The 20,499-nt window shown below is 62.2% G+C and carries 13 protein-coding genes, 2 tRNA genes and 3 rRNA genes; 12 read left to right on the top strand and 6 right to left on the bottom strand.

Annotation, left to right across the window (positions count from 1 at the left end; all coding sequences use genetic code 11):
* Positions 1–87: 87 nt before the first annotated feature.
* The gene (pyrE, locus tag I6J77_RS17140; protein ID WP_204109966.1) at positions 88–735 is read right to left on the bottom strand and encodes an orotate phosphoribosyltransferase; all 648 of its coding nucleotides are present in this window, start codon (positions 733–735) and stop codon (positions 88–90) included.
* Positions 736–887: 152 nt separating this feature from the next.
* Here pyrE and I6J77_RS17135 point away from each other — a divergent pair, with 152 nt between their 5' ends.
* From I6J77_RS17135 to I6J77_RS17125, 3 genes are all read left to right on the top strand, one after another.
* The gene (locus tag I6J77_RS17135) at positions 888–1,658 is read left to right on the top strand and encodes an exodeoxyribonuclease III (RefSeq protein ID WP_204109965.1); all 771 of its coding nucleotides are present in this window, start codon (positions 888–890) and stop codon (positions 1,656–1,658) included.
* Positions 1,659–1,725: 67 nt separating this feature from the next.
* Entirely contained in the window at positions 1,726–2,964 is a 1,239-nt protein-coding gene (locus I6J77_RS17130) for an MFS transporter (protein ID WP_056764552.1), read from the top strand.
* Positions 2,965–3,121: 157 nt separating this feature from the next.
* Complete coding sequence (locus I6J77_RS17125) at positions 3,122–3,424, top strand: hypothetical protein (protein ID WP_235577737.1); 303 nt, start codon at positions 3,122–3,124, stop codon at positions 3,422–3,424.
* On the opposite strand, the gene I6J77_RS17120 is transcribed toward I6J77_RS17125, so the two are convergent.
* Positions 3,394–4,527, bottom strand: a complete 1,134-nt coding sequence (locus I6J77_RS17120) for an anhydro-N-acetylmuramic acid kinase (RefSeq protein ID WP_204109964.1) — start codon at positions 4,525–4,527, stop codon at positions 3,394–3,396. The two genes, I6J77_RS17125 and I6J77_RS17120, sit on opposite strands and share 31 nt — an antisense overlap.
* Before the next feature lie 11 nt (positions 4,528–4,538).
* Positions 4,539–5,984, bottom strand: a complete 1,446-nt coding sequence (locus I6J77_RS17115) for an OapA family protein (protein WP_204109963.1) — start codon at positions 5,982–5,984, stop codon at positions 4,539–4,541.
* Between the two features lie 181 nt (positions 5,985–6,165).
* On the opposite strand from I6J77_RS17115, the gene tyrS reads away from it, so the two are divergent.
* The 7 genes from tyrS to I6J77_RS17080 all read left to right on the top strand — a co-directional run bounded on the left by tyrS (position 6,166) and on the right by I6J77_RS17080 (position 14,105).
* Positions 6,166–7,377, top strand: a complete 1,212-nt coding sequence (tyrS, locus tag I6J77_RS17110) for a tyrosine--tRNA ligase (RefSeq protein ID WP_204109962.1) — start codon at positions 6,166–6,168, stop codon at positions 7,375–7,377.
* Positions 7,378–7,849: 472 nt separating this feature from the next.
* Positions 7,850–9,394 (top strand): 16S ribosomal RNA (locus tag I6J77_RS17105).
* Positions 9,395–9,591: 197 nt separating this feature from the next.
* Positions 9,592–9,668 (top strand) — tRNA-Ile (locus I6J77_RS17100).
* Between the two features lie 18 nt (positions 9,669–9,686).
* Positions 9,687–9,762: transfer RNA gene (locus I6J77_RS17095), tRNA-Ala, on the top strand.
* A gap of 211 nt (positions 9,763–9,973) precedes the next feature.
* Positions 9,974–12,855 (top strand): 23S ribosomal RNA (locus tag I6J77_RS17090).
* Between the two features lie 195 nt (positions 12,856–13,050).
* Positions 13,051–13,164: ribosomal RNA gene (gene rrf / locus I6J77_RS17085) — 5S ribosomal RNA — on the top strand.
* The 16S, 23S and 5S rRNA genes sit together here with 2 tRNA genes alongside, the layout of an rRNA operon.
* Positions 13,165–13,421: 257 nt before the next feature.
* Positions 13,422–14,105 carry a rhomboid family intramembrane serine protease gene (locus I6J77_RS17080; RefSeq protein ID WP_204109961.1) on the top strand — a complete coding sequence of 228 codons (684 nt, stop codon included), beginning with the start codon at positions 13,422–13,424 and terminating at the stop codon, positions 14,103–14,105.
* A gap of 4 nt (positions 14,106–14,109) precedes the next feature.
* Here I6J77_RS17080 and I6J77_RS17075 read toward each other — a convergent pair whose 3' ends face one another.
* Both I6J77_RS17075 and I6J77_RS17070 read right to left on the bottom strand, forming a co-directional pair.
* Positions 14,110–14,838 (bottom strand): glutamine amidotransferase, encoded by a 729-nt coding sequence (locus I6J77_RS17075; protein WP_204109960.1) that lies wholly within the window; start codon positions 14,836–14,838, stop codon positions 14,110–14,112.
* 24 nt (positions 14,839–14,862) lie between these two features.
* Positions 14,863–16,683 (bottom strand): GspE/PulE family protein, encoded by a 1,821-nt coding sequence (locus I6J77_RS17070; RefSeq protein WP_204109959.1) that lies wholly within the window; start codon positions 16,681–16,683, stop codon positions 14,863–14,865.
* 93 nt (positions 16,684–16,776) lie between these two features.
* Between I6J77_RS17070 and glyQ the strand changes: the two genes are divergently transcribed.
* Positions 16,777–17,700: a glycine--tRNA ligase subunit alpha gene (gene glyQ, locus I6J77_RS17065; RefSeq protein ID WP_204109958.1), complete on the top strand. Its 924-nt coding sequence runs from the start codon at positions 16,777–16,779 to the stop codon at positions 17,698–17,700.
* On the top strand, positions 17,697–19,844 hold the full coding sequence (gene glyS / locus I6J77_RS17060) for a glycine--tRNA ligase subunit beta (RefSeq protein ID WP_204109957.1): 2,148 nt from the start codon (positions 17,697–17,699) through the stop codon (positions 19,842–19,844). The genes glyQ and glyS overlap by 4 nt, the downstream gene beginning before the upstream one ends.
* A gap of 52 nt (positions 19,845–19,896) precedes the next feature.
* Here the strand turns inward: glyS and I6J77_RS17055 are convergent, their stop codons facing one another.
* Positions 19,897–20,463, bottom strand: a complete 567-nt coding sequence (locus I6J77_RS17055) for a helix-turn-helix transcriptional regulator (RefSeq protein ID WP_204109956.1) — start codon at positions 20,461–20,463, stop codon at positions 19,897–19,899.
* Positions 20,464–20,499 lie beyond the last annotated feature (36 nt).

The raw sequence follows: 20,499 nt of genomic DNA, 5'->3' as shown, positions 1-20,499 counted from the left end.
CACTGGCTAGCCGCTGCCCGGCGGGATGCGCGGGCAATGGCGACTACTGTGACCGGTGTCGTTGCAGTCTATGGGCCGGGGCTGAACTCAAGGCTGAACCCCGTACTGCTGCCGATAGGCCAGCAATCGGGCGTGTTCGGCGGTCAGTTGCGGGTGCTCGCCGGCGTAGGCCAGCACGTCGTCGAGGCTGGTGATCGCGATGACCGGAATGCCGTGATCGGCAGCCACTTCCTGGGCGGCCGAGCGCTGGCCTAGGCCGCGTTCCTGCCGGTCCAGCGCGATCAGCACGCCGGCGGGCGTGGCGCCGTGGGCGCGGATCAGCGCCAGCGATTCGCGCACCGCGGTGCCGGCGGTCATCACGTCATCGACGATCAGCACGCGACCCTGGAGCGGGGCGCCGACCAGCACGCCGCCCTCGCCGTGTTCCTTGGCTTCCTTGCGGTTGTACGCCCAGGGCAGGTCGCGCCGATGCTGCTCGGCCAGCGCGATGGCGGTGGCGGCGGCCAGCGCGATGCCCTTGTAGGCCGGGCCGAACAGCATGTCCACCGGCAGGTCGGCATTCACCAGCGCGGCAGCGTAGGCGCGGCCGAGCTGGGCCAGCGCGGCCCCGGAATCGATCCGGCCCATGTTGAAGAAGTACGGGCTCTGGCGTCCGGACTTCAGGGTGAACTCGCCAAAGCGCAGCACCTCGCGCTGCAAGGCCAGTTCGATGAAGTCGCGTTGGTAATCGTGCATGTTCGTCTCGCCCAGGTCGGTTTCGATGCAGCGTGTTCCACAGGCCGCGGAACGCGTGGCGGGCGCCATGGTACAGCCGGTGTCCCGGTGATGCCGATGGCGAGCCCGGAAGACAGGCTTGTTATGATGGCCCATCCGCTTCGGGAGCATCCATGCGCATCATCAGCCTCAATGCCAACGGCATCCGCTCGGCCGCCACCAAGGGCGTGTTCGACTGGCTGCGCACGCAGGACGCGGACGTGGTCTGCCTGCAGGAAACCAAGGCGCAGGAAAACCAGCTGAGCGACCCGATGTTCCGCCCGGACGGCCATCACTGCTTCTACCGCGACGCCAGCAGCAAGAAGGGTTACAGCGGCGTGGCGATCTACGCCAGGCGCGAGCCCGACCAGGTGCTGACCGAACTGGGCTGGGACGAATTCGACAACGAGGGCCGCTACATCGAGGCGCGCTTCGGCAACCTCAGCGTGGTCTCGCTGTATTTCCCGTCCGGTTCCTCCGGTGACGAGCGCCAGCAGTTCAAGTTCAAGGCGATGGAGTGGATCACGCCGATCTTCGACCAGTGGCTGAAGAGCGGCCGCGACTACGTGATCTGCGGCGACTGGAACATCGTGCACACGAAGAACGACATCAAGAACTGGGCATCCAACCAGAAGAACTCCGGCTGCCTGCCGCAGGAGCGCGCGTGGCTGGACCTGCTGTTCCAGCAGCGCGGCTGGGTCGACAGTTTCCGCGCGATCAAGCCCGAGGCGGTCGAATACACCTGGTGGTCGAACCGTGGCCAGGCGCGCGCGAACAACGTGGGTTGGCGGATCGACTACCAGGTCTGCACGCCGTCGCTGCGCGAGCGCATGCAGGCGTGCTCGATCTATCGCGACCAGCGCTTCTCCGATCACGCGCCTTACATCGTCGACTATGCCGACTGAGTCGGGCGCGCCCAAGCCGGCGAAGCCGTCGGTCTGGCGGGCGTTCGCCCAGCCGGCGGCGTGGACGATGTTCCTGCTCGGCTTCTCCTCGGGGCTGCCCTTCCTGCTGGTGGCCGGCACGCTGGCGTACTGGCTGAAGGAAAACGGGATCAAGCTGGCGGACATCACGATGATCGCCAGCGCCGGCATGACCTATGCGTTCAAGTTTGTCTGGGCACCCCTGCTCGACCATGGCCGGATTCCCGGCTTCGCCCGGCTAGGGCAGCGCCGTGGCTGGTTGCTGTTCGCGCAACTGGGCGTGGTGATCGGGCTGCTCGCCATGGCGCTGTTGACGCCGGCGCAACTGCCCCTGTTCGTGGTGGCCACGCTGGTGGTGGCCTTCTTCGGCGCCACCCAGGACATCGCGGTGGATGCCTACCGGATCGAGATCGCTCCGATCGAAGCGCAGGGCGCGCTGGTGGCGACTTACTCGCTGGGTTACCGGATCGGTCTGCTGCTGGCCGGTGCGGTGGCGCTGATCCTGGCCGACCACCTGCCATGGCGGACGGTCTATGCGCTGATGGCGCTGGCGATGGCGGTGCCCGTGGCGACAACCTTGATGGCGCGGGAACCCGAGGTGTTGCGGGTGCGTGCCGCGCGCTGGCGCGATGCCATGCGCGAAAGCGTGATCGATCCGTTCGCCGATTTCTTCCGCCGCTACGGCTGGGTGCTTGCCCTGGTGACGCTGCTGTTCCTGCTGCTGTTCAAGATGCCGGAGCAGGCGACCATCGGCGGCATCATGAGCCCGTTCTACCGCGACATGGGTTTCTCCAAGACCGAGATCGGCACGATCACCAAGATCTACGGCATCTGGATCGGCATTGTCGGCGTGTTTCTCGGCGGCGCGGCAGTAGCCCGCTGGGGCGCCTGGCGGCCGCTGGGCGTCACCATCGTGCTGTGCGGCTGCAGCAACCTGTTGTACCTGCTGTTGATCGCCCACCCCGGCAACCTGCTGGTGCTGACCCTGGTGATTTCCGGCGAGAACCTCACCCTGGGCATGCTGGGTCCGCCGACCGTGGCGTTCCTCTCCTCCCTGGTCAACCGGCAGCACACGGCGACCCAGTACGCGCTGCTTAGTTCGTTGGTGAACCTGCCCGGCAAACTGCTCGGATTCTTCGCCGGCGGCATCGCCACCGCCACCGGATACGGCGGCTACTTCGTGATCACCGTGCTGGCCGTGCTGCCGTCGATGATGCTGTTCGCGTGGCTGTGGCGGTATTTCCGCGGCGCCGAGCGCGAACGGCTGGCGAACGAATCGGGCAACTGAAGACAAGGCCTGTCCCACGGGCCCGTACGCGACAACGCGCACAAGCGGACTGCGAAGCAGTCCACGGATTCCTGCTTCCGGCGCCCTGCCCGCTGATGGCTATGCAAACATCGGTGGTACAGGGCATGTGTAACATGGAGTGACGCTTGTGCCGGACATGATCTTGCAGCACGTCGACAGCCTGCTCACCGAGCGCATCAGGGCGTTGGCCAAACATCGCCACTGCTCCATCAACGACGTGATGCTGCAGGCATTGCGCAGCGGACTGGGCATCTCGGTGGCTCACCACTTCAGCGAAAGCCAGCGCGACCCCGACGCCTTCGGCAGCCTCGACGGGCACTGGGAAGATGCCGAACAGGGCGTGTTCCAGGAAGCCCTGCGCGCGCTGGCGCATACCCGGCCGACCCAGCTGGCTCCGGAGCGGATTCGTTACGACGAACCGGCCGCCGGCGCGGAATAGATGGCACCCAGCACGCGGGGACCGCGTGCGCCGGTGACCGACGGAAGGTTGCCCGGCAATCCCAGCAGCCGCTGTCGCGCCAGCCAGGCGAAGGCGGTTGCTTCCAGGAAGTCGGGGTCGACGCCGTAACGCGAAGTGCTGAGAAGCGCCCGGGGCGCCAGCAGCTCCGTCAGCCGCCGCATCAGCGCGCCGTTGTGGACGCCGCCGCCGCAGGCCAGGACTTCGCGGGCATCCGGCGCGTGTTGCGTGATCGCCGCGGCGACACTGCGCGCGGTCAGCTCCAGCAAGGTGGCCTGCACGTCGGCCGGTTGCAGCGCCGCCAGCCGCAAATGGGTTGCGAGCCAGTCCAGGTGGAAGTATTCGCGGCCGGTGCTCTTGGGTGGCGCCAGCGCAAAGTAGGGGTCGTCCAGCAGCTGCGCGAGCAGGGCCTCGTCGGCTTGGCCGCTGGCCGCATACCCGCCATCCCGATCGAACGACTCGCCGCGCTGGCGCAGGCACCACGCGTCGAGCAGGCCATTGGCCGGGCCGGTGTCGAAGCCGAGCACGCTGCCATCGGCGCCGAGCACGGTGATGTTGGCGATGCCGCCCAGATTCAGCACGACCCGCGCGTGTCCCGGTCGGGCCAGCAGCATCGCGTGCACGGCAGGCAGCAGTGGTGCGCCCTGCCCGCCGGCGGCGATGTCGGCGCGACGAAAATCCGCCACCACATCGATACGGCAGCGCTCGGCGATGACGCTGGGGTCGCCCAGCTGCAGGGTGAACGGATAATCGCCGCCGGGCCGATGACGCAAGGTCTGGCCATGGGAGCCGATCGCGCGGACAGCCGACGCCGGCGTGCCGCTGCGCTCGAGCAGCTCCAGCGCCGCTTCGGCGAAGCCGTGGGCGATCTCCACGTCCAGTCGTCCCAGCGCGTCCAGATCCGGTGCGCTCTCGCCTTGCGCCAGGGCGAGCATCCGCTCGCGCAACGCGCCGGGCCAGGGGTGCGAGTGACTGGCCAGCAACTGCGGCATGCCGCGGTGGAAGCTGACCAGCACGCTGTCGATGCTGTCTGCGCTGGTGCCGGAAATCAGCCCGAGATAAGTCGCCGACGCATCGTCATCCACGGATGGGATGCTCAGTTGTCGTGGTTGGCAGGCGTGCTGGCGCGAGCCAGCCTGATGCGCGAGTCCAGTTCGGTGAGGCGGGCCAGCTGCGGCTTGACCACGTCAGCCTTGAAGCGCGCCATTTGCGCGGCGGGCAAGGGCTCGGGCTTCGGCAGGGTAACCGTCTGCGGATTGCGCTGCTGGCCGTTGACGCGGAACTCGTAGTGCAGGTGCGGGCCGGTGGCCAACCCTGTCATGCCCACGTAGCCGATCACTTCGCCCTGGCGCACGCGCTCACCCACGTGCTGGCCCTTCACGAAACGCGACATGTGGCCGTACGCAGTGCTGATGGTCTTGTCGTGCTGGATCACCACGAAGTTGCCGTAGCCGCGCTCCCAGCCGTGATACTTGATGACGCCATCGCCGGCTGCGTGGATCGGCGTGCCGCTTGGAGCGGCGTAATCGACGCCTTTGTGCGCGCGCATGCGACCGAGGATCGGGTGCAGCCGTGCCGTGGTGAACTTCGAGGAGATCCGGGTGAAGTCGACCGGGATGCGCAGGAACGACTTCTGGATCGGCCGGCCGTCCTCGCTGTACCAGCCGTAGCTGCCGTCGGCCTTCTTGAAGCGGTACGCGGTGTAGCGCTTGTCCTGGTTGATGAACTCGGCGGCGATGATGTTGCCCTGGCCGTAACGCACGCCATCGCGGTAGATGTCGTCGTAGATCACCGTGAAGCTGTCGCCGACGCGGATGTCCTGCACGAAGTCGATGTCGTACTTGAACAGGTCGGCAAGCTTGCCCACCATCGCCGCGTCCATGCCCGCCTGGTCGCCGGCGGCATACAGGCTGCTGCGGATGACACCATGGGCGACCTGTTCGCGCAGGTCCATGTCACGCTGCTGGATCGCCAGCGTCGGCTGTGCGCCATCGAGTCGAACGATCGCGCGGCTGGCCTGGTCCTGGTCGAAACGAAAACCCTTCAGGCTGCCGTCGCTGCCGAGCAGGAAGTCGAACTCCTGCCCCGGACGGATGCTGTGCAATGCGGACTTCGCCGAACCGGCAGCGTCCATGACGCGTTGCAGGTCCGTCATGCCAAGGCCGCGTGCGTTGAAAATGTCGGAGAGCGTCTGGCCGGGCTGCACCCGCACTACCTGCCAGTCGTCCACGGTCGGGCTGGTGATGCTGGACGGCACCGCCTTGGGCAGTGCGAGCGGAAGCAAGGCGTGGACTTCCGGTGTCGGTGCCGGCCGCATGGCGCTGGCCCATGCGGGCATGATGAAGCCGGACAGGGCGGTAATCAGCAGGGCGGTACCGGCCAACACCAGGCGTTCGCGATGCCAGCGGATCGGTTCGATTTCGCCGGAGCGATTGAACGACCAATGTGCACAGCGTTCGTAAAAGTTGGAGTGTCGGCGCTGTGCCTTGCGGCAGATCGCCTGCTTGCGGTTTTGCCGCGCCCCCTGCTTTTCTTCTGCCATGCTGTATCGCCCGCGTTACAAAGTACAAACTGCGCGTACCATAACGGTCATGTGTAAAGGGCGTCAATGCCTTTCCCATCAAGGGTTTGCAACACATTCCTTGTTAACACACAATTAACGTTGACGGCACGGTCACATTGTCTGCCGCGGCCCACTTTTCACCAGAAGAGAAAGAAAACACATGAGCGAGCTTGAGCAGGCGCTGGCCACCATTGCCCGTGGCGCCGACGAAATCATCAAGCGGGAAGACCTGGCCGAGCGCCTGAAGATCGGCCGTCCACTGCGGATCAAGGCGGGTTTCGATCCGACGGCACCGGATCTGCATCTCGGGCACACCGTATTGCTGAACAAGATGCGCCAGTTCCAGGACCTGGGGCACCAGGTGATTTTCCTGATCGGTGACTTCACCGGCATGATTGGCGATCCGACCGGCAAGAACGTCACCCGCAAGCCGTTGACCCGGGAAGACGTGCTGGCCAACGCCGAAACCTATGCGGAACAGGTCTACAAGGTACTGGACCGCGAGAAGACCGAGTTGCGCTTCAACTCCGAATGGTTCGGCAAGATGAGCGCGGCCGACATGATCAAGCTCGCGGCGCAGCACACCGTGGCGCGCATGCTCGAGCGCGACGACTTCACCAAGCGCTACGCGGCGCAGCAGCCGATCGCGATCCACGAGTTCCTGTATCCGCTGGTGCAGGGCTACGACTCGGTGGCCCTGAAGTGCGACGTCGAGCTCGGCGGCACCGACCAGAAGTTCAATCTGCTGATGGGGCGCGCGCTGCAGGAGCACCACGGCCAACCGCCGCAGGTCGTGCTGACCATGCCCTTGCTGGAGGGGCTGGACGGCGTCAACAAGATGTCCAAGTCGCTGGGCAACTACATCGGCATCAACGAGCCGGCCATCGACATCGTCACCAAGACGATGAAGATCGGCGACGAGTTGATGTGGCGCTGGTTCGAATTGCTCAGCTTCGAGGTGTCGCTGGACGAGCTTTCCCAGATGAAGCGGGACATCGCCAGCGGTGCACTGAATCCACGCGACGCCAAGCTGCGTCTGGCCCGCGAGCTGGCCACGCGCTTCCACGACGCGGCGGCCGCCGAACTCGCGATCGCCGGTTGGCATGCGGTGGTGCGTGGCGAGGGCGACACCTCGCTGTTGCCGCAGACGGATGTCGTCGTGCCCGGCGAGGGTCTGCGCCTCGGGGCTTTGCTCACTGCGGCCGGACTGACGGCGAGCAACTCCGAAGCGAGCCGGAAACTGAAAGAGCGTGCGGTGCGCATCGATGCCGAGGTGGTCGAGGATGCGCAGCGGGTCTTCCATGCGGGCTTCGAAGGCGTACTGCAGGTTGGCAAGCGCAATTTCGCCCGCGTGCGGTTGGTCCAGGGCTGACCGGGGCGTCGTTCCAGCGCTGTGTGCGGTGGACGCGAAAATAAAATTTCGCGTCGGCTCAGCGGTTTGCGCAACATCCGCAAGGTTTCTCTGAAGAAGCGCTTGCCAAACCGAAAACACATCGTATTATTCGCAGCCCGCAGTCGCCCAACGTCGCAAGACGGACCGCCGGGACCTCGAAAAAAGCTTTCACGAGGGTGTTGACGGAGAGGAAAAGCGATGTAGAATGGGCGGCTCACCTAGGACGAAACGTCTTGGGGCGCAAACCGGAAACGGGGTGCAAGCGAACGATCTTTGACAGTGTGCGCAGGTGAATTGTGTGGACGTCTTGTGTTGAATGGGTCACGACCTGTCCAAGCAATGCAAGCGTCCCACCAAGTAAAAAGTCAGTAATGAGTTTTGATTGGTTGGGAACAACGCTTCAGAAAGATAGATCATCCATCGCTGCAAGGTGATGACATGGTCGAAAACTTAAGTGAAGAGTTTGATCCTGGCTCAGATTGAACGCTGGCGGCATGCCTAACACATGCAAGTCGAACGGCAGCACAGCAGAGCTTGCTCTGTGGGTGGCGAGTGGCGGACGGGTGAGTAATGCATCGGGACCTACCCAGACGTGGGGGATAACGTAGGGAAACTTACGCTAATACCGCATACGTCCTACGGGAGAAAGCAGGGGACCTTCGGGCCTTGCGCGGTTGGACGGACCGATGTGCGATTAGCTAGTTGGTAGGGTAATGGCCTACCAAGGCGACGATCGCTAGCTGGTCTGAGAGGATGATCAGCCACACTGGGACTGAGACACGGCCCAGACTCCTACGGGAGGCAGCAGTGGGGAATATTGGACAATGGGCGCAAGCCTGATCCAGCAATGCCGCGTGTGTGAAGAAGGCCCTCGGGTTGTAAAGCACTTTTATCAGGAACGAAATACCACGGGTTAATACCCTATGGGGCTGACGGTACCTGAGGAATAAGCACCGGCTAACTTCGTGCCAGCAGCCGCGGTAATACGAAGGGTGCAAGCGTTAATCGGAATTACTGGGCGTAAAGGGTGCGTAGGCGGTTCGTTAAGTCTGTCGTGAAATCCCCGGGCTCAACCTGGGAATGGCGATGGATACTGGCGAGCTAGAGTGTGTCAGAGGATGGTGGAATTCCCGGTGTAGCGGTGAAATGCGTAGAGATCGGGAGGAACATCAGTGGCGAAGGCGGCCATCTGGGACAACACTGACGCTGAAGCACGAAAGCGTGGGGAGCAAACAGGATTAGATACCCTGGTAGTCCACGCCCTAAACGATGCGAACTGGATGTTGGTCTCAACTCGGAGATCAGTGTCGAAGCTAACGCGTTAAGTTCGCCGCCTGGGGAGTACGGTCGCAAGACTGAAACTCAAAGGAATTGACGGGGGCCCGCACAAGCGGTGGAGTATGTGGTTTAATTCGATGCAACGCGAAGAACCTTACCTGGCCTTGACATGTCCGGAATCCTTGAGAGATCGAGGAGTGCCTTCGGGAATCGGAACACAGGTGCTGCATGGCTGTCGTCAGCTCGTGTCGTGAGATGTTGGGTTAAGTCCCGCAACGAGCGCAACCCTTGTCCTTAGTTGCCAGCGAGTAATGTCGGGAACTCTAAGGAGACTGCCGGTGACAAACCGGAGGAAGGTGGGGATGACGTCAAGTCATCATGGCCCTTACGGCCAGGGCTACACACGTACTACAATGGTCGGTACAGAGGGTTGCAATACCGCGAGGTGGAGCCAATCCCAGAAAGCCGATCCCAGTCCGGATCGGAGTCTGCAACTCGACTCCGTGAAGTCGGAATCGCTAGTAATCGCGGATCAGCTATGCCGCGGTGAATACGTTCCCGGGCCTTGTACACACCGCCCGTCACACCATGGGAGTGGGTTGCTCCAGAAGGCGTTAGTCTAACCGCAAGGAGGACGACGCCCACGGAGTGGTCCATGACTGGGGTGAAGTCGTAACAAGGTAGCCGTATCGGAAGGTGCGGCTGGATCACCTCCTTTCAAGTAATAGACGGCGTGAGTCATCACGCAAGACGTCCACACAAGACACCTGTACTTCACGCGACATCCTGTCGCGAAGAGCGTAGATCAAGACCGTCCATCCATGGACGGACTCTTCATCAACAGCGACTTCGAATCTGGGCCCAGGCGGTTTGTCCAGGTAGTTTGGCTCGCGGGTTCTGGGGTTCATCCTTCATGGGTCTGTAGCTCAGGTGGTTAGAGCGCACCCCTGATAAGGGTGAGGCCGGTGGTTCGAGTCCACCCAGACCCACCATTATGCCAAGGTTTCCTTGGGGCCTTAGCTCAGCTGGGAGAGCACCTGCTTTGCAAGCAGGGGGTCGTCGGTTCGATCCCGACAGGCTCCACCAAGGTTCGATCTGACGCGTGAAGTATCAGCACACACAAGATTTGTTGAAATCATCCGGCATTGAGGCCGGCGTGATGTTCTTTGAAAACAAGTAAACGAGTGACAAGCGTCTTGGTTCGAAACCGAACCGAGGCAAGTGTTAAGGCACGAAAACGAAGTAACTTGGCTGCACCTGATGAGGGTGCATGCCCCGAGGCGACTTGGGGTTATATGGTCAAGCGACTAAGCGTATACGGTGGATGCCTTGGCAGTCAGAGGCGATGAAGGACGTGGCAGCCTGCGAAAAGTGTCGGGGAGCTGGCAACAAGCTTTGATCCGGCAATGTCCGAATGGGGAAACCCACTCCGCAAGGAGTACTGCATGGTGAATACATAGCCATGCAGGGCGAACCCGGGGAACTGAAATATCTAAGTACCCGGAGGAAAAGAAATCAACCGAGATTCCCTGAGTAGCGACGAGCGAACGGGGACTAGCCCAAAAGCACATTATGTTTTAGTCAAACGGGATGGAAAGCCCGGCCATAGATGGTGATAGCCCAGTCGACGAAAAGGCATTTTGTGTGAAATTGAGTAAGGCGGGGCACGTGAAACCTTGTCTGAACATGGGGGGACCATCCTCCAAGGCTAAATACTACTGACTGACCGATAGCGAACTAGTACCGTGAGGGAAAGGCGAAAAGAACCCCGGAGAGGGGAGTGAAATAGACCCTGAAACCGTATACGTACAAGCAGTGGAAGCCCGCAAGGGTGACTGCGTACCTTTTGTATAATGGGTCAGCGACTTACTGTCTGTGGCAAGCTTAACCGTATAGGGGAGGCGAAGAGAAATCGAGTCTGAATAGGGCGCATAGTCTCAGGCAGTAGACCCGAAACCGAGTGATCTATCCTTGGCCAGGTTGAAGGTGCGGTAACACGCACTGGAGGACCGAACCCACATCTGTTGCAATAGATGGGGATGAGCTGAGGATAGGAGTGAAAGGCTAAACAAACTCGGAGATAGCTGGTTCTCCTCGAAAGCTATTTAGGTAGCGCCTCGGACGAATCTTCCTGGGGGTAGAGCACTGTTATGGCTAGGGGGTCATCGCGACTTACCAAACCATGGCAAACTCCGAATACCAGGACAGACTATCCGGGAGACACACGGCGGGTGCTAACGTCCGTCGTGAAAAGGGAAACAACCCAGACCCGCAGCTAAGGTCCCAAAGTCATGGCTAAGTGGAAAACGATGTGGAAAGGCATAGACAGCCAGGAGGTTGGCTTAGAAGCAGCCATCCTTTAAAGAAAGCGTAATAGCTCACTGGTCGAGTCGGTCTGCGCGGAAGATTTAACGGGGCTAAGCCATGCACCGAAGCTCGGGGTGTGCACATTTATGTGTACGCGGTAGAGGAGCGTTCCGTAAGCCTGTGAAGGTGTGTTGTAAAGCATGCTGGAGGTATCGGAAGTGCGAATGCTGACATGAGTAACGATAATGGGGGTGAAAAGCCCCCACGCCGAAAGCCCAAGGTTTCCTCGCGCAACGTTCATCGGCGCAGGGTGAGTCGGCCCCTAAGGCGAGGCAGAAATGCGTAGTCGATGGGAAGCAGGTTAATATTCCTGCACTTTTCTTAAGTGCGATGTGGGGACGGAGAAGGTTAGGTCTACCGGGCGTTGGTTGTCCCGGGGAAAGGCGGTAGGCATGGGTCTTAGGCAAATCCGGGACCCTTTATGCCGAGCACCGAGACGAGCCCTATTGGGCGAAGTGACTGATACCACGCTTCCAGGAAAAGCCACTAAGCTTCAGCTTAAGAAAAACCGTACCGTAAACCGACACTGGTAGGCAGGGTGAGAATCCCAAGGCGCTTGAGAGAACTCGGGTGAAGGAACTAGGCAAAATGGCACCGTAACTTCGGGAGAAGGTGCGCCCTTCGACGTGGTCACATGCGTGACTGAGCGTTGAAGGGTCGCAGTAACCTGGCCGCTGCGACTGTTTATCAAAAACACAGCACTCTGCAAACACGAAAGTGGACGTATAGGGTGTGACGCCTGCCCGGTGCTGGAAGGTTAATTGATGGGGTCAGCCGCAAGGCGAAGCTCTTGATCGAAGCCCCAGTAAACGGCGGCCGTAACTATAACGGTCCTAAGGTAGCGAAATTCCTTGTCGGGTAAGTTCCGACCTGCACGAATGGCGTAACGACAGCGGCGCTGTCTCCACCCGAGACTCAGTGAAATTGAATTCGCTGTGAAGATGCAGCGTTCCCGCGGCAAGACGGAAAGACCCCGTGAACCTTTACTATAGCTTTACACTGAACGTTGAGTTCTTCTGTGTAGGATAGGTGGGAGGCTTTGAAGTGCAGACGCCAGTTTGCATGGAGCCATCCTTGAAATACCACCCTGAAGTGCTTGACGTTCTAACCTCGGCCCGTAATCCGGGTCAGGGACCGTGTATGGTGGGTAGTTTGACTGGGGCGGTCTCCTCCCAAAGAGTAACGGAGGAGCACGAAGGTACGCTCAGCGCGGTCGGACATCGCGCACTGTGTGCAATGGCATAAGCGTGCTTGACTGCGAGATCGACGGATCAAGCAGGTACGAAAGTAGGTCATAGTGATCCGGTGGTTCTGTATGGAAGGGCCATCGCTCAACGGATAAAAGGTACTCCGGGGATAACAGGCTGATACCGCCCAAGAGTTCATATCGACGGCGGTGTTTGGCACCTCGATGTCGGCTCATCACATCCTGGGGCTGTAGCCGGTCCCAAGGGTATGGCTGTTCGCCATTTAAAGTGGTACGCGAGCTGGGTTCAGAACGTCGTGAGACAGTTCGGTCCCTATCTGTCGTGGGCGTTGGAGATTTGAGGGGGGCTGCTCCTAGTACGAGAGGACCGGAGTGGACGTTCCGCTGGTGTTCGGGTTGTCATGCCCATGGCATTGCCCGGTAGCTACGAACGGAAGTGATAACCGCTGAAAGCATCTAAGCGGGAAGCACGCCCCAAGATGAGATCTCCCGAGAGCTTGACTCTCCTTAAGGCACCATCAAGACTAGGTGGTTGATAGGTCAGGTGTGGAAGTGCAGCAATGCATTGAGCTAACTGATACTAATGAGCCGTGAGGCTTGACCATATAACCCCAAGACGCTTCGTTCGTTCCCCGAAGCTTGTCTGATTCGAATTTCACCTCGACGCTTGTCACTCGTTTACGATTTTTGTCGTGAGGTCCTCTCACGAAGAGCAAAACCCGCCATCCATGGCGGACTCTTCAAAAGGGCCTTGCCCCAGAGATTGAAGCTGGCGCTCCATGCGCTGCTTCAACCCCTTCCCTGGCGGCCATAGCGGCGTGGTCCCACCTGATCCCATCCCGAACTCAGAAGTGAAACGCGCATGCGCCGATGGTAGTGTGGCTTTGCCATGCAAGAGTAGGTCACCGCCAGGGGCTTTATCCTAGAAGGCCTCCCCCATCGGGGAGGCCTTCGTCTTTATCGCGTTTGAACAGTTGCGGTGGCGATCGCAGATCGCGACCCGCAACAGGTCACCGCCAGAGGCTTTATCGTACAAGGCCTCCCCCATCGGGGAGGCTTTCGTCTTTGAGACGTTTGAAGGATGGTTTTGCCATTGGGGCCACCGTTGCCGGGCCACTCCATCGCTATGATGAACCCTTCTCCAGTCAGCGCCTCACGCCAGGAGCGGCTCTTGTTCATTCATGTGGAAACGCGGCGCCGTCCCCGCTGGCACTGGGCCACTCTCCTGGTGGTTTCGTTTTGCGTCTTGTGCTTCGTGGTTCTGGCGTTGACGCCCCCGGCGCAGCGGATCTCGTTGCTGCTTGAATGGGGCACGATTCCGGCGAACATCTTCGATCCCCATGAGGCGCTGCTGCCGCAGTTGACTGATCCGGCCCTGTTGCGGCTGTTCACCGCGCTGTTCATTCACGTCACCTGGCTGCACTTGCTGAGCAACCTGCTCTTCCTGGTGATCTTCGGATTGCCTGGAGAGCGCGCACTGGGATCGTTTCGCTTCCTGCTTCTGTTCGCGGTGGGCGGCATCGTGGCGAATCTGATTGGCGCACTGTCGCTCGCCGGCGTGCGGCTGCCAATCATCGGCTGCAGCGGAGCCGTCTCGGCCGTGGTCGGCACCTACGTGGCACTGTTCCCGCGGGCGCGGCTGGGGCTGGTGCTGCCACTGGGTCTCTATCTGGAATTTGTCCGGGTCCCCGCCTTTCTGCTGATCGGCATCTGGGTGTTGCTGCAACTGCTGTTCAGCTATGCCGGACCCAGCTACGGCGCCTACGTGTGGTGGGCGCACATTGGCGGATTCCTGTTTGGCGTGATGTCCGCCCTGTTCGCACGCGAAGGCATAGCGCGTCGCCTGCGGGGCTGATGTTTCAGAACGCGCCGCCATTCTGCAGATGGGTGTTGGCGAACTGGCGCAACAGGCGCCGAGCGAGCGGCGTGGCGCCGACTTCGCCGAACACGCGTTTCGGATCGCTGCCTTCGCGATGCATGTCGGAGTGCTTGCGCCGGATGTAGGCGCGCATCACCTCGGCGTTGAACTCCGGATGGAACTGCACACTCAGCGCGTGCGGACCATAACGCAGCCACTGATGCGGGTCCCTGGCCGAGCGGGCGAGCACGGCTGCTTCCGCAGGTGCTTCAAGCACGCTTTGTTCGTGCGTGGTATGCGCCCGAAAGTGTGGTGGAAGGCCGTGAGCCAGCGAGTCGCGCTTGCCGGCGTCGGTGAGCTCGATGAGCTGGGTACCTATTTCGCGCCCGCCTGGAAGGTAACCCACCGTGCCGCCCAAGGCATGGGCCATCAACTGATGGCCATAGCACACGCCGAACAGCGGCAGGCTGACATCCATGGCAGCGCGGATCCACCCTGCGGTGAGCTCGCTCCAGTGCGCCCGTTCGGTGACCATGGCTGCCGAACCCGTGATGATGGCTCCGGCGATTTCTTTCGGCGGGGGCAGGGCTTCGCCATTGGCGACATCGACAACTTGCAGCTGCCGTGGCTGCAGGCCGGCGCTCAGGCGGAACCAGTGCGGAAAGTCGCCGTGGCGGGCACGGATGGGATCCGGGGCACGGCCGGTGCGGATGATCAGGACGGGTTTCATGCAGGGATGAGGCTCGGCTTGTAGTCAGGGCTGCCCGTCTTCGAACGCATCGATCGGCGGCAGCACAGTGAGGATTTCCTGCACGGTGGTCAGACCCGCCGCCACCTGGTCGGCGGCGGAGATGCGCAACGGACGCATCCCCTCGGACAGGGCGGCCTGGCCGAACCCGCTCAGGTCGAAGTGGGCCGAAATCATCCCGCGCAGGCGGGGCGACAGTTTCAGCATCTCGTAAATGCCGGTGCGCCCGAGGAAGCCGGTATTGCGGCATTCGAGACATCCGACGGGCTGGAACACCTGCGCTGGCAGCGGCAAGTCCCAGCCATGGACGAGTACGTTCCAGGCGTGGGGGTCCTGCACGCTGGCCCGTTTGCAATGCGGGCAGAGGGTGCGCACCAGTCGCTGCGCCACCACGCCGGTAAGGGTCGACTGGATCAGATAGTGAGGAACGCCCAGGTCGAGCAGGCGGGTGACCGCGCTCGGCGCATCGTTGGTATGCAGCGTGGACAGCACCAGATGGCCGGTCAGCGAGGCCTGCACGGCCATCTGGGCCGTCTCCAGGTCGCGGATCTCGCCGATCATGATGATGTCCGGGTCCTGTCGCAGCAGGGTCCTGACGCCGGCGGCGAAATCCAGGTCGATCGCCGCATGCACCTGCATCTGGTTGAACTCCGGCGAGACCATCTCGATCGGATCTTCCACGGTGCACACGTTGAGCTCCGGCGTGGCCAGATGCTTCAGCGTGGAATACAGCGTGGTGGTCTTGCCCGAGCCGGTCGGACCGGTGACCAGCACGATGCCGTGCGGCCGCTCGACCATGCTGCGCCAGTTCGCACCCTCGACAGGCGAGAAGCCCAGTTGCGCGAAGTCCTTCACCACCAGGTCGGGATCGAAGATGCGCATCACCACCTTCTCACCGAACGCGGTGGGCATGTTCGAGATGCGCAACTCGACCTCGCGTCCGGAGGAAGAGCGTGTCTTGATGCGGCCGTCCTGCGGGCGGCGCTTCTCGGCGACATCCATGCGCGCCAGGATCTTGATGCGGGCGGTGACCGCGGTCATCACCGGCGAGGGCAGCTCGAAAACCTTCTGCATGATGCCGTCGATGCGGAAGCGGATATGGCCCGTTTCGCGGCGCGGCTCCAGGTGGATGTCGGAGGCCCGCTGCTCGAACGCGTATTGCAGCAGCCAGTCGACGATATGCACCACGTGGCGATCGTCCGCACCGACTTCGCCGCTCTTGCCCAGTTCGACCAGTTGCTCGAAGTTGAGGATGGCCGACGAGGCGTCGCTGCCGTTCTTGGCATCCTGCGCCAGCTGGATCGAGCGCTGGACGCCGTAGAATTCCTGCAGGTAGCGATTGATGTCGATGGGACTGGCCACCACCCGCCGGATGTCCCGGCGCAGCATCTGGCTCAGGTCCGGCGCCCAGCCAGACTCGAACGGTTCGCAGGTGGCGAACGTCACTTCGCCGGGTGCGGCCGCGATCGGCAGGATGCGATGCCGCTTGGCATAGGCCTGGCTGACCACCTGGGTCGCCGCCGCGACATTGATCTTCATCGGATCGATCTTCAGATACGGCAGCCCGGCATGGCCGGCCAACCATTCGGTCAGGCCCTCCAGACTCAAAGGACGGCCCGGATCGCGCTGGTTGAGCAGTTTGGCGTTGGCGATCACCACCAGCGGATGCAGCTCCACCGTGCTGCGACCGGCCCGGTTGCCGATGCGAACCTGCTTGGCGTCGTCGGCCAGCAGGTAGCCATCCACGACCAGGGCTGCCAGCAGTTCGTCCAGCTCCAATCGACCCCGGCGGCCAAGCAGTGAAGCGATTTGCGGTGAAGCGGCCATCCGGCGGTATCCCCCATGCATTTCCGGGCGCAGCCCAGTGCGAAAGCAAGCTGCAGCTATACTAACGCGCTTTAATCCAGGTCACGGAAAGCCATGTCCGCACGTACCTTCCAGGATGTGATCCAGACCCTCAACCGCTATTGGGCGGCGCAGGGCTGTGTGCTGTTGCAGCCGCTCGATACCGAGGTCGGCGCCGGCACCTTCCATCCCGCCACCTTCCTGCGGGCGTTGGGTCCGGAACCCTGGGCGGCCGCCTATGTGCAACCGTCGCGTCGTCCCACCGATGGTCGCTACGGCCAGAATCCCAATCGCCTGCAGCACTACTATCAGTATCAGGTGGTGATGAAGCCCAATCCCGAGAACATCCTGGAGTTGTACATCGGCTCGCTCAGGGAGCTGGGGCTGGATCCGCTGGTGCATGACCTGCGCTTCGTCGAGGACAACTGGGAGTCGCCCACGCTCGGTGCCTGGGGGCTCGGCTGGGAAGTCTGGTTGAACGGCATGGAAGTGACCCAGTTCACCTACTTCCAGCAGGCCGGCGGCCTGGAGTGTCGTCCGGTCACCGGCGAGATCACCTACGGCCTGGAACGGCTGGCCATGTATCTGCAGAACGTGGACAACGTCTACGACCTGATCTGGACCGATGGCCCGCGCGGCACGGTGACCTACGGCGACGTGTTCCATCAGAACGAGGTCGAGCAGAGCACCTACAACTTCGAACACGCCAACGTGCCCGAGTTGTTGCGCTGGTTCGATGTCTGCGAGACCACCGCCAACCAGCTGATCGCCGCCAACCTGCCCTTGCCGGCGTACGAGCAGGTGATGAAGGCCAGCCATACCTTCAATCTTCTCGATGCGCGCCGTGCGATCAGCGTCACCGAGCGCCAGCGCTACATCCTGCGCGTACGCACGTTGTCGCGCGGCGTCGCCGAAACCTATGTGGCGCAACGCGAGAAACTCGGCTTCCCGGGTCTGAAGCAGACTCCCACTGCGGGCCACAAGGAGCAGGCTGCATGAGCGCCGCCAAGTCACTGCTGATCGAGCTGGGTACGGAAGAATTGCCGCCGAAGGCGCTCGACGAATTGTCCGCCGCGTTCCTGCGCGGGATCTGCGACGGATTGGCCCGGCGCAGCATCGGCGCCGCGCTTGACCAGGCGCAAGCCTACGCCTCGCCACGTCGTTTGGCCGTCCATATCCCCGCCGTGGTCGTGGCCCAGCCGGAGCAGACGATCGAGCGCCGGGGTCCTGCGCTGAACGCCGCGCTGGATGCCGAAGGCCAGCCATCGAAGGCCCTGCTGGGGTTTGCGCAGTCGTGCGGCGTCGGTGTGGACGAGCTGGAGAAACTTGAAACGGACAAGGGCAGCTGGTTTGTCTGGCGCAGCGTGAAGCCGGGCCAGCCGGTGGCGGCGTTGCTGCCGGAAATCGTCGACGAGGCGCTGAAGGCATTGCCGATCCCGCGCCCGATGCGCTGGGCCGATCACGATTACAGTTTCGTGCGACCAGCCCATTGGCTGGTGATCCTGCACGGGGCCGAGATCATCGATGGCGAAGTTCTGGGGCTGCGCAGCGGGCGCAAGTCACGCGGTCATCGCTTCATGCACCCGCAACCGGTGCACGTGGCCGATGCCGACGGCTGGCTGGATGCCATGCGTGCCTGCAACGTGCTGGCCGATCCTCGCGAGCGACGCCAGCGCATCCAGGACCAGATCGAACAGGTGGCGGGCGCCACCGGCGGGGTACCCCGACTGGACGATGCCCTGCTTGACGAACTGGCCAACCTCACCGAATGGCCGGTGGCGATCGCCTGCACCTTCGAACGCGAGTTCCTCGCCGTACCGCCCGAGGCGCTGGTCACCACCATGGTGGCAAACCAGAAGTTCGTCCCGGTGTTCGACGCCAGCGGCAACCTCACCGAGCATTTCATCGGCATCGCCAACGTCGAAAGCACGAACCCTTCCGAGATCCGCAAGGGTTACGAGCGCGTGATCCGGCCGCGCTTCGCCGACGCCAAGTTCTTCTGGGATGAGGACCTGAAGACTCCGCTGGCCAGCTACCAGGAGCAGCTCAAGGGAGTCACCTACCAGCAGGCGCTGGGCAGCCTGTGGGACAAGAGCGTGCGCGTGGCGGAACTGGCGCGGATCATCGCCAACCGGACCGGTGTCGACGCCGGCGCGGCCACGCGGGCGGCCAGCCTGGCCAAGTGCGACCTGCTGACCCGCATGGTCGGCGAGTTCCCCGAATTGCAGGGGGTGATGGGGCGCTACTACGCCAGCCACGACGGTGAACCCGCGGTCGTGGCCGAGGCGCTGGACAGCTATTACCAGCCACGCTTCGGCGGTGATCGCATTGCCGCGGACAAGCTGGGCCAGGTGCTGGCGGTGGCCGAACGGTTCGATACCCTGGCGGGCATCTTTGCCGTCGGCATGAAGCCCGGCGGCAACAAGGATCCGTTCGCCCTGCGCCGCGCCGCGTTGGGCCTGGCGCGCACCCTGATCGAAGGTGGCCTGGAGCTGGACTTGCGCGGAAGCTTCATCGAGGCATTGGAGTTGATCCCTGATGCAGCCCTCGCTGCAGGTCTCAAGCCAGGCAAGGACGGCAAGCCGCCGACACTCAACGCCGCCCAGCGGCGCGCCATCCTGCTCGATGAACTGTACGACTTCGTGCTCGATCGGCTGCGTGGCTATTACGCCGAGCAAGGCTTCGACCATAACCAGTTCGAGGCCGTGCTAGCGGTGCAGCCTGCCAGCCTGGCCGACTTCGATCGGCGCCTGCGGGCTGTTGCCGAGTTCGGCCGCTGCGCCGAGGCGATGAGTCTGGCTGCCGCCAACAAACGCGTTGGCAACATCCTGCGCAAGCAGGCCGAAGAGGCGGGCGCACCGTCGATCGGGCGGATCGTGGATCCGGCCCGCTTCGAAACCGACGCGGAACGCGAGCTGGCCGATGCCCTGGCCTCGGCGCAGCACGACAGCGCCGCTGCGCTGGATGCCGGAGACTATGCCGCTGTCCTGGCGCGCCTGTCCCACCTGCAGGCGCCCGTCGATGCATTCTTCGACAGCGTGCTGGTGAATGCCGACGACCCTGCCGTGCGCGCCAATCGCCTGGCGCTGCTCAACCAGTTGAAGACACAGTTCGGCGCGATCGCCGATATCGCGCTGCTTTGAAGGCGCTATAAAAAAGCATGGCAGCCAAGGGCTGTCATGCTTTTTTACAAGATCAGGCCGCCTCGCGAACCTTGCGGATGCGCTCACCAAGCTGCTGGTTGAACGCCACCATGGCTTGAGGATCCACGTGCGAACCACTGGGACCCAGAATTTCATAGAGCTGGGTAAGCAGGTCGGCATTGTCTGTCAACGAAAGCTGGCTATCGGCCAGGCTCAGCTCCGACTGCAGGACACTTACCGCGGTATTCAACCGTTGCGCGTCTACCTTGTTCTCGGCACCAGAAGACTGTGTTCGATTCTGCAGCCGGTGCGCGACGACCCCTTCTGAATTGCGCTGTTCTTCATAAGGCGCCGAGTTCGCCTCGGTCTGCAAGCCGCCCTCGCCAGCCACCAGCCAGACCAGCGAGATTCCCAAGGTGCGTGCCAGTGTGACGCAGCGTGCGCGAGAGGGATCCGTATTGCCATCACGCCAGCTGCGCACGACACCCTCTGAGAAACCACACATTCTTGCGATCGCCGTGGCACTGCCAACGTGTTGTATGAGCAATTTGATCCGGTCGGAGAACGACGACGTGGCTGTTGTATCGGTTGCCTGAATTGCAGTGATTTGCGTTTTCATGAGAAGCCCGACTTGGGTGTGGGGGGAGGGTCTTTC

Origin of the sequence: Rhodanobacter sp. FDAARGOS 1247 (assembly GCF_016889805.1) — a bacterium.
Classification (GTDB): domain Bacteria; phylum Pseudomonadota; class Gammaproteobacteria; order Xanthomonadales; family Rhodanobacteraceae; genus Rhodanobacter.
Note: the sequence above shows the minus strand (reverse complement) of the source record. Positions and strands in the feature narration are given on the sequence as shown.

Bases quoted from the DNA above. Each gene is read 5' to 3' on its own strand.
- pyrE (WP_204109966.1), bottom strand. From the start codon at position 735: ATGCACGATTACCAACGCGACTTCATCGAACTGGCCTTGCAGCGCGAG.
- I6J77_RS17135 (WP_204109965.1), top strand. From the start codon at position 888: ATGCGCATCATCAGCCTCAATGCCAACGGCATCCGCTCGGCCGCCACC.
- I6J77_RS17130 (WP_056764552.1), top strand. From the start codon at position 1,726: ATGTTCCTGCTCGGCTTCTCCTCGGGGCTGCCCTTCCTGCTGGTGGCC.
- I6J77_RS17125 (WP_235577737.1), top strand. From the start codon at position 3,122: ATGATCTTGCAGCACGTCGACAGCCTGCTCACCGAGCGCATCAGGGCG.
- I6J77_RS17115 (WP_204109963.1), bottom strand. From the start codon at position 5,984: ATGGCAGAAGAAAAGCAGGGGGCGCGGCAAAACCGCAAGCAGGCGATC.
- tyrS (WP_204109962.1), top strand. From the start codon at position 6,166: ATGAGCGAGCTTGAGCAGGCGCTGGCCACCATTGCCCGTGGCGCCGAC.
- I6J77_RS17075 (WP_204109960.1), bottom strand. From the start codon at position 14,838: ATGAAACCCGTCCTGATCATCCGCACCGGCCGTGCCCCGGATCCCATC.
- I6J77_RS17070 (WP_204109959.1), bottom strand. From the start codon at position 16,683: ATGGCCGCTTCACCGCAAATCGCTTCACTGCTTGGCCGCCGGGGTCGA.
- glyQ (WP_204109958.1), top strand. From the start codon at position 16,777: ATGTCCGCACGTACCTTCCAGGATGTGATCCAGACCCTCAACCGCTAT.
- glyS (WP_204109957.1), top strand. From the start codon at position 17,697: ATGAGCGCCGCCAAGTCACTGCTGATCGAGCTGGGTACGGAAGAATTG.
- I6J77_RS17055 (WP_204109956.1), bottom strand. From the start codon at position 20,463: ATGAAAACGCAAATCACTGCAATTCAGGCAACCGATACAACAGCCACG.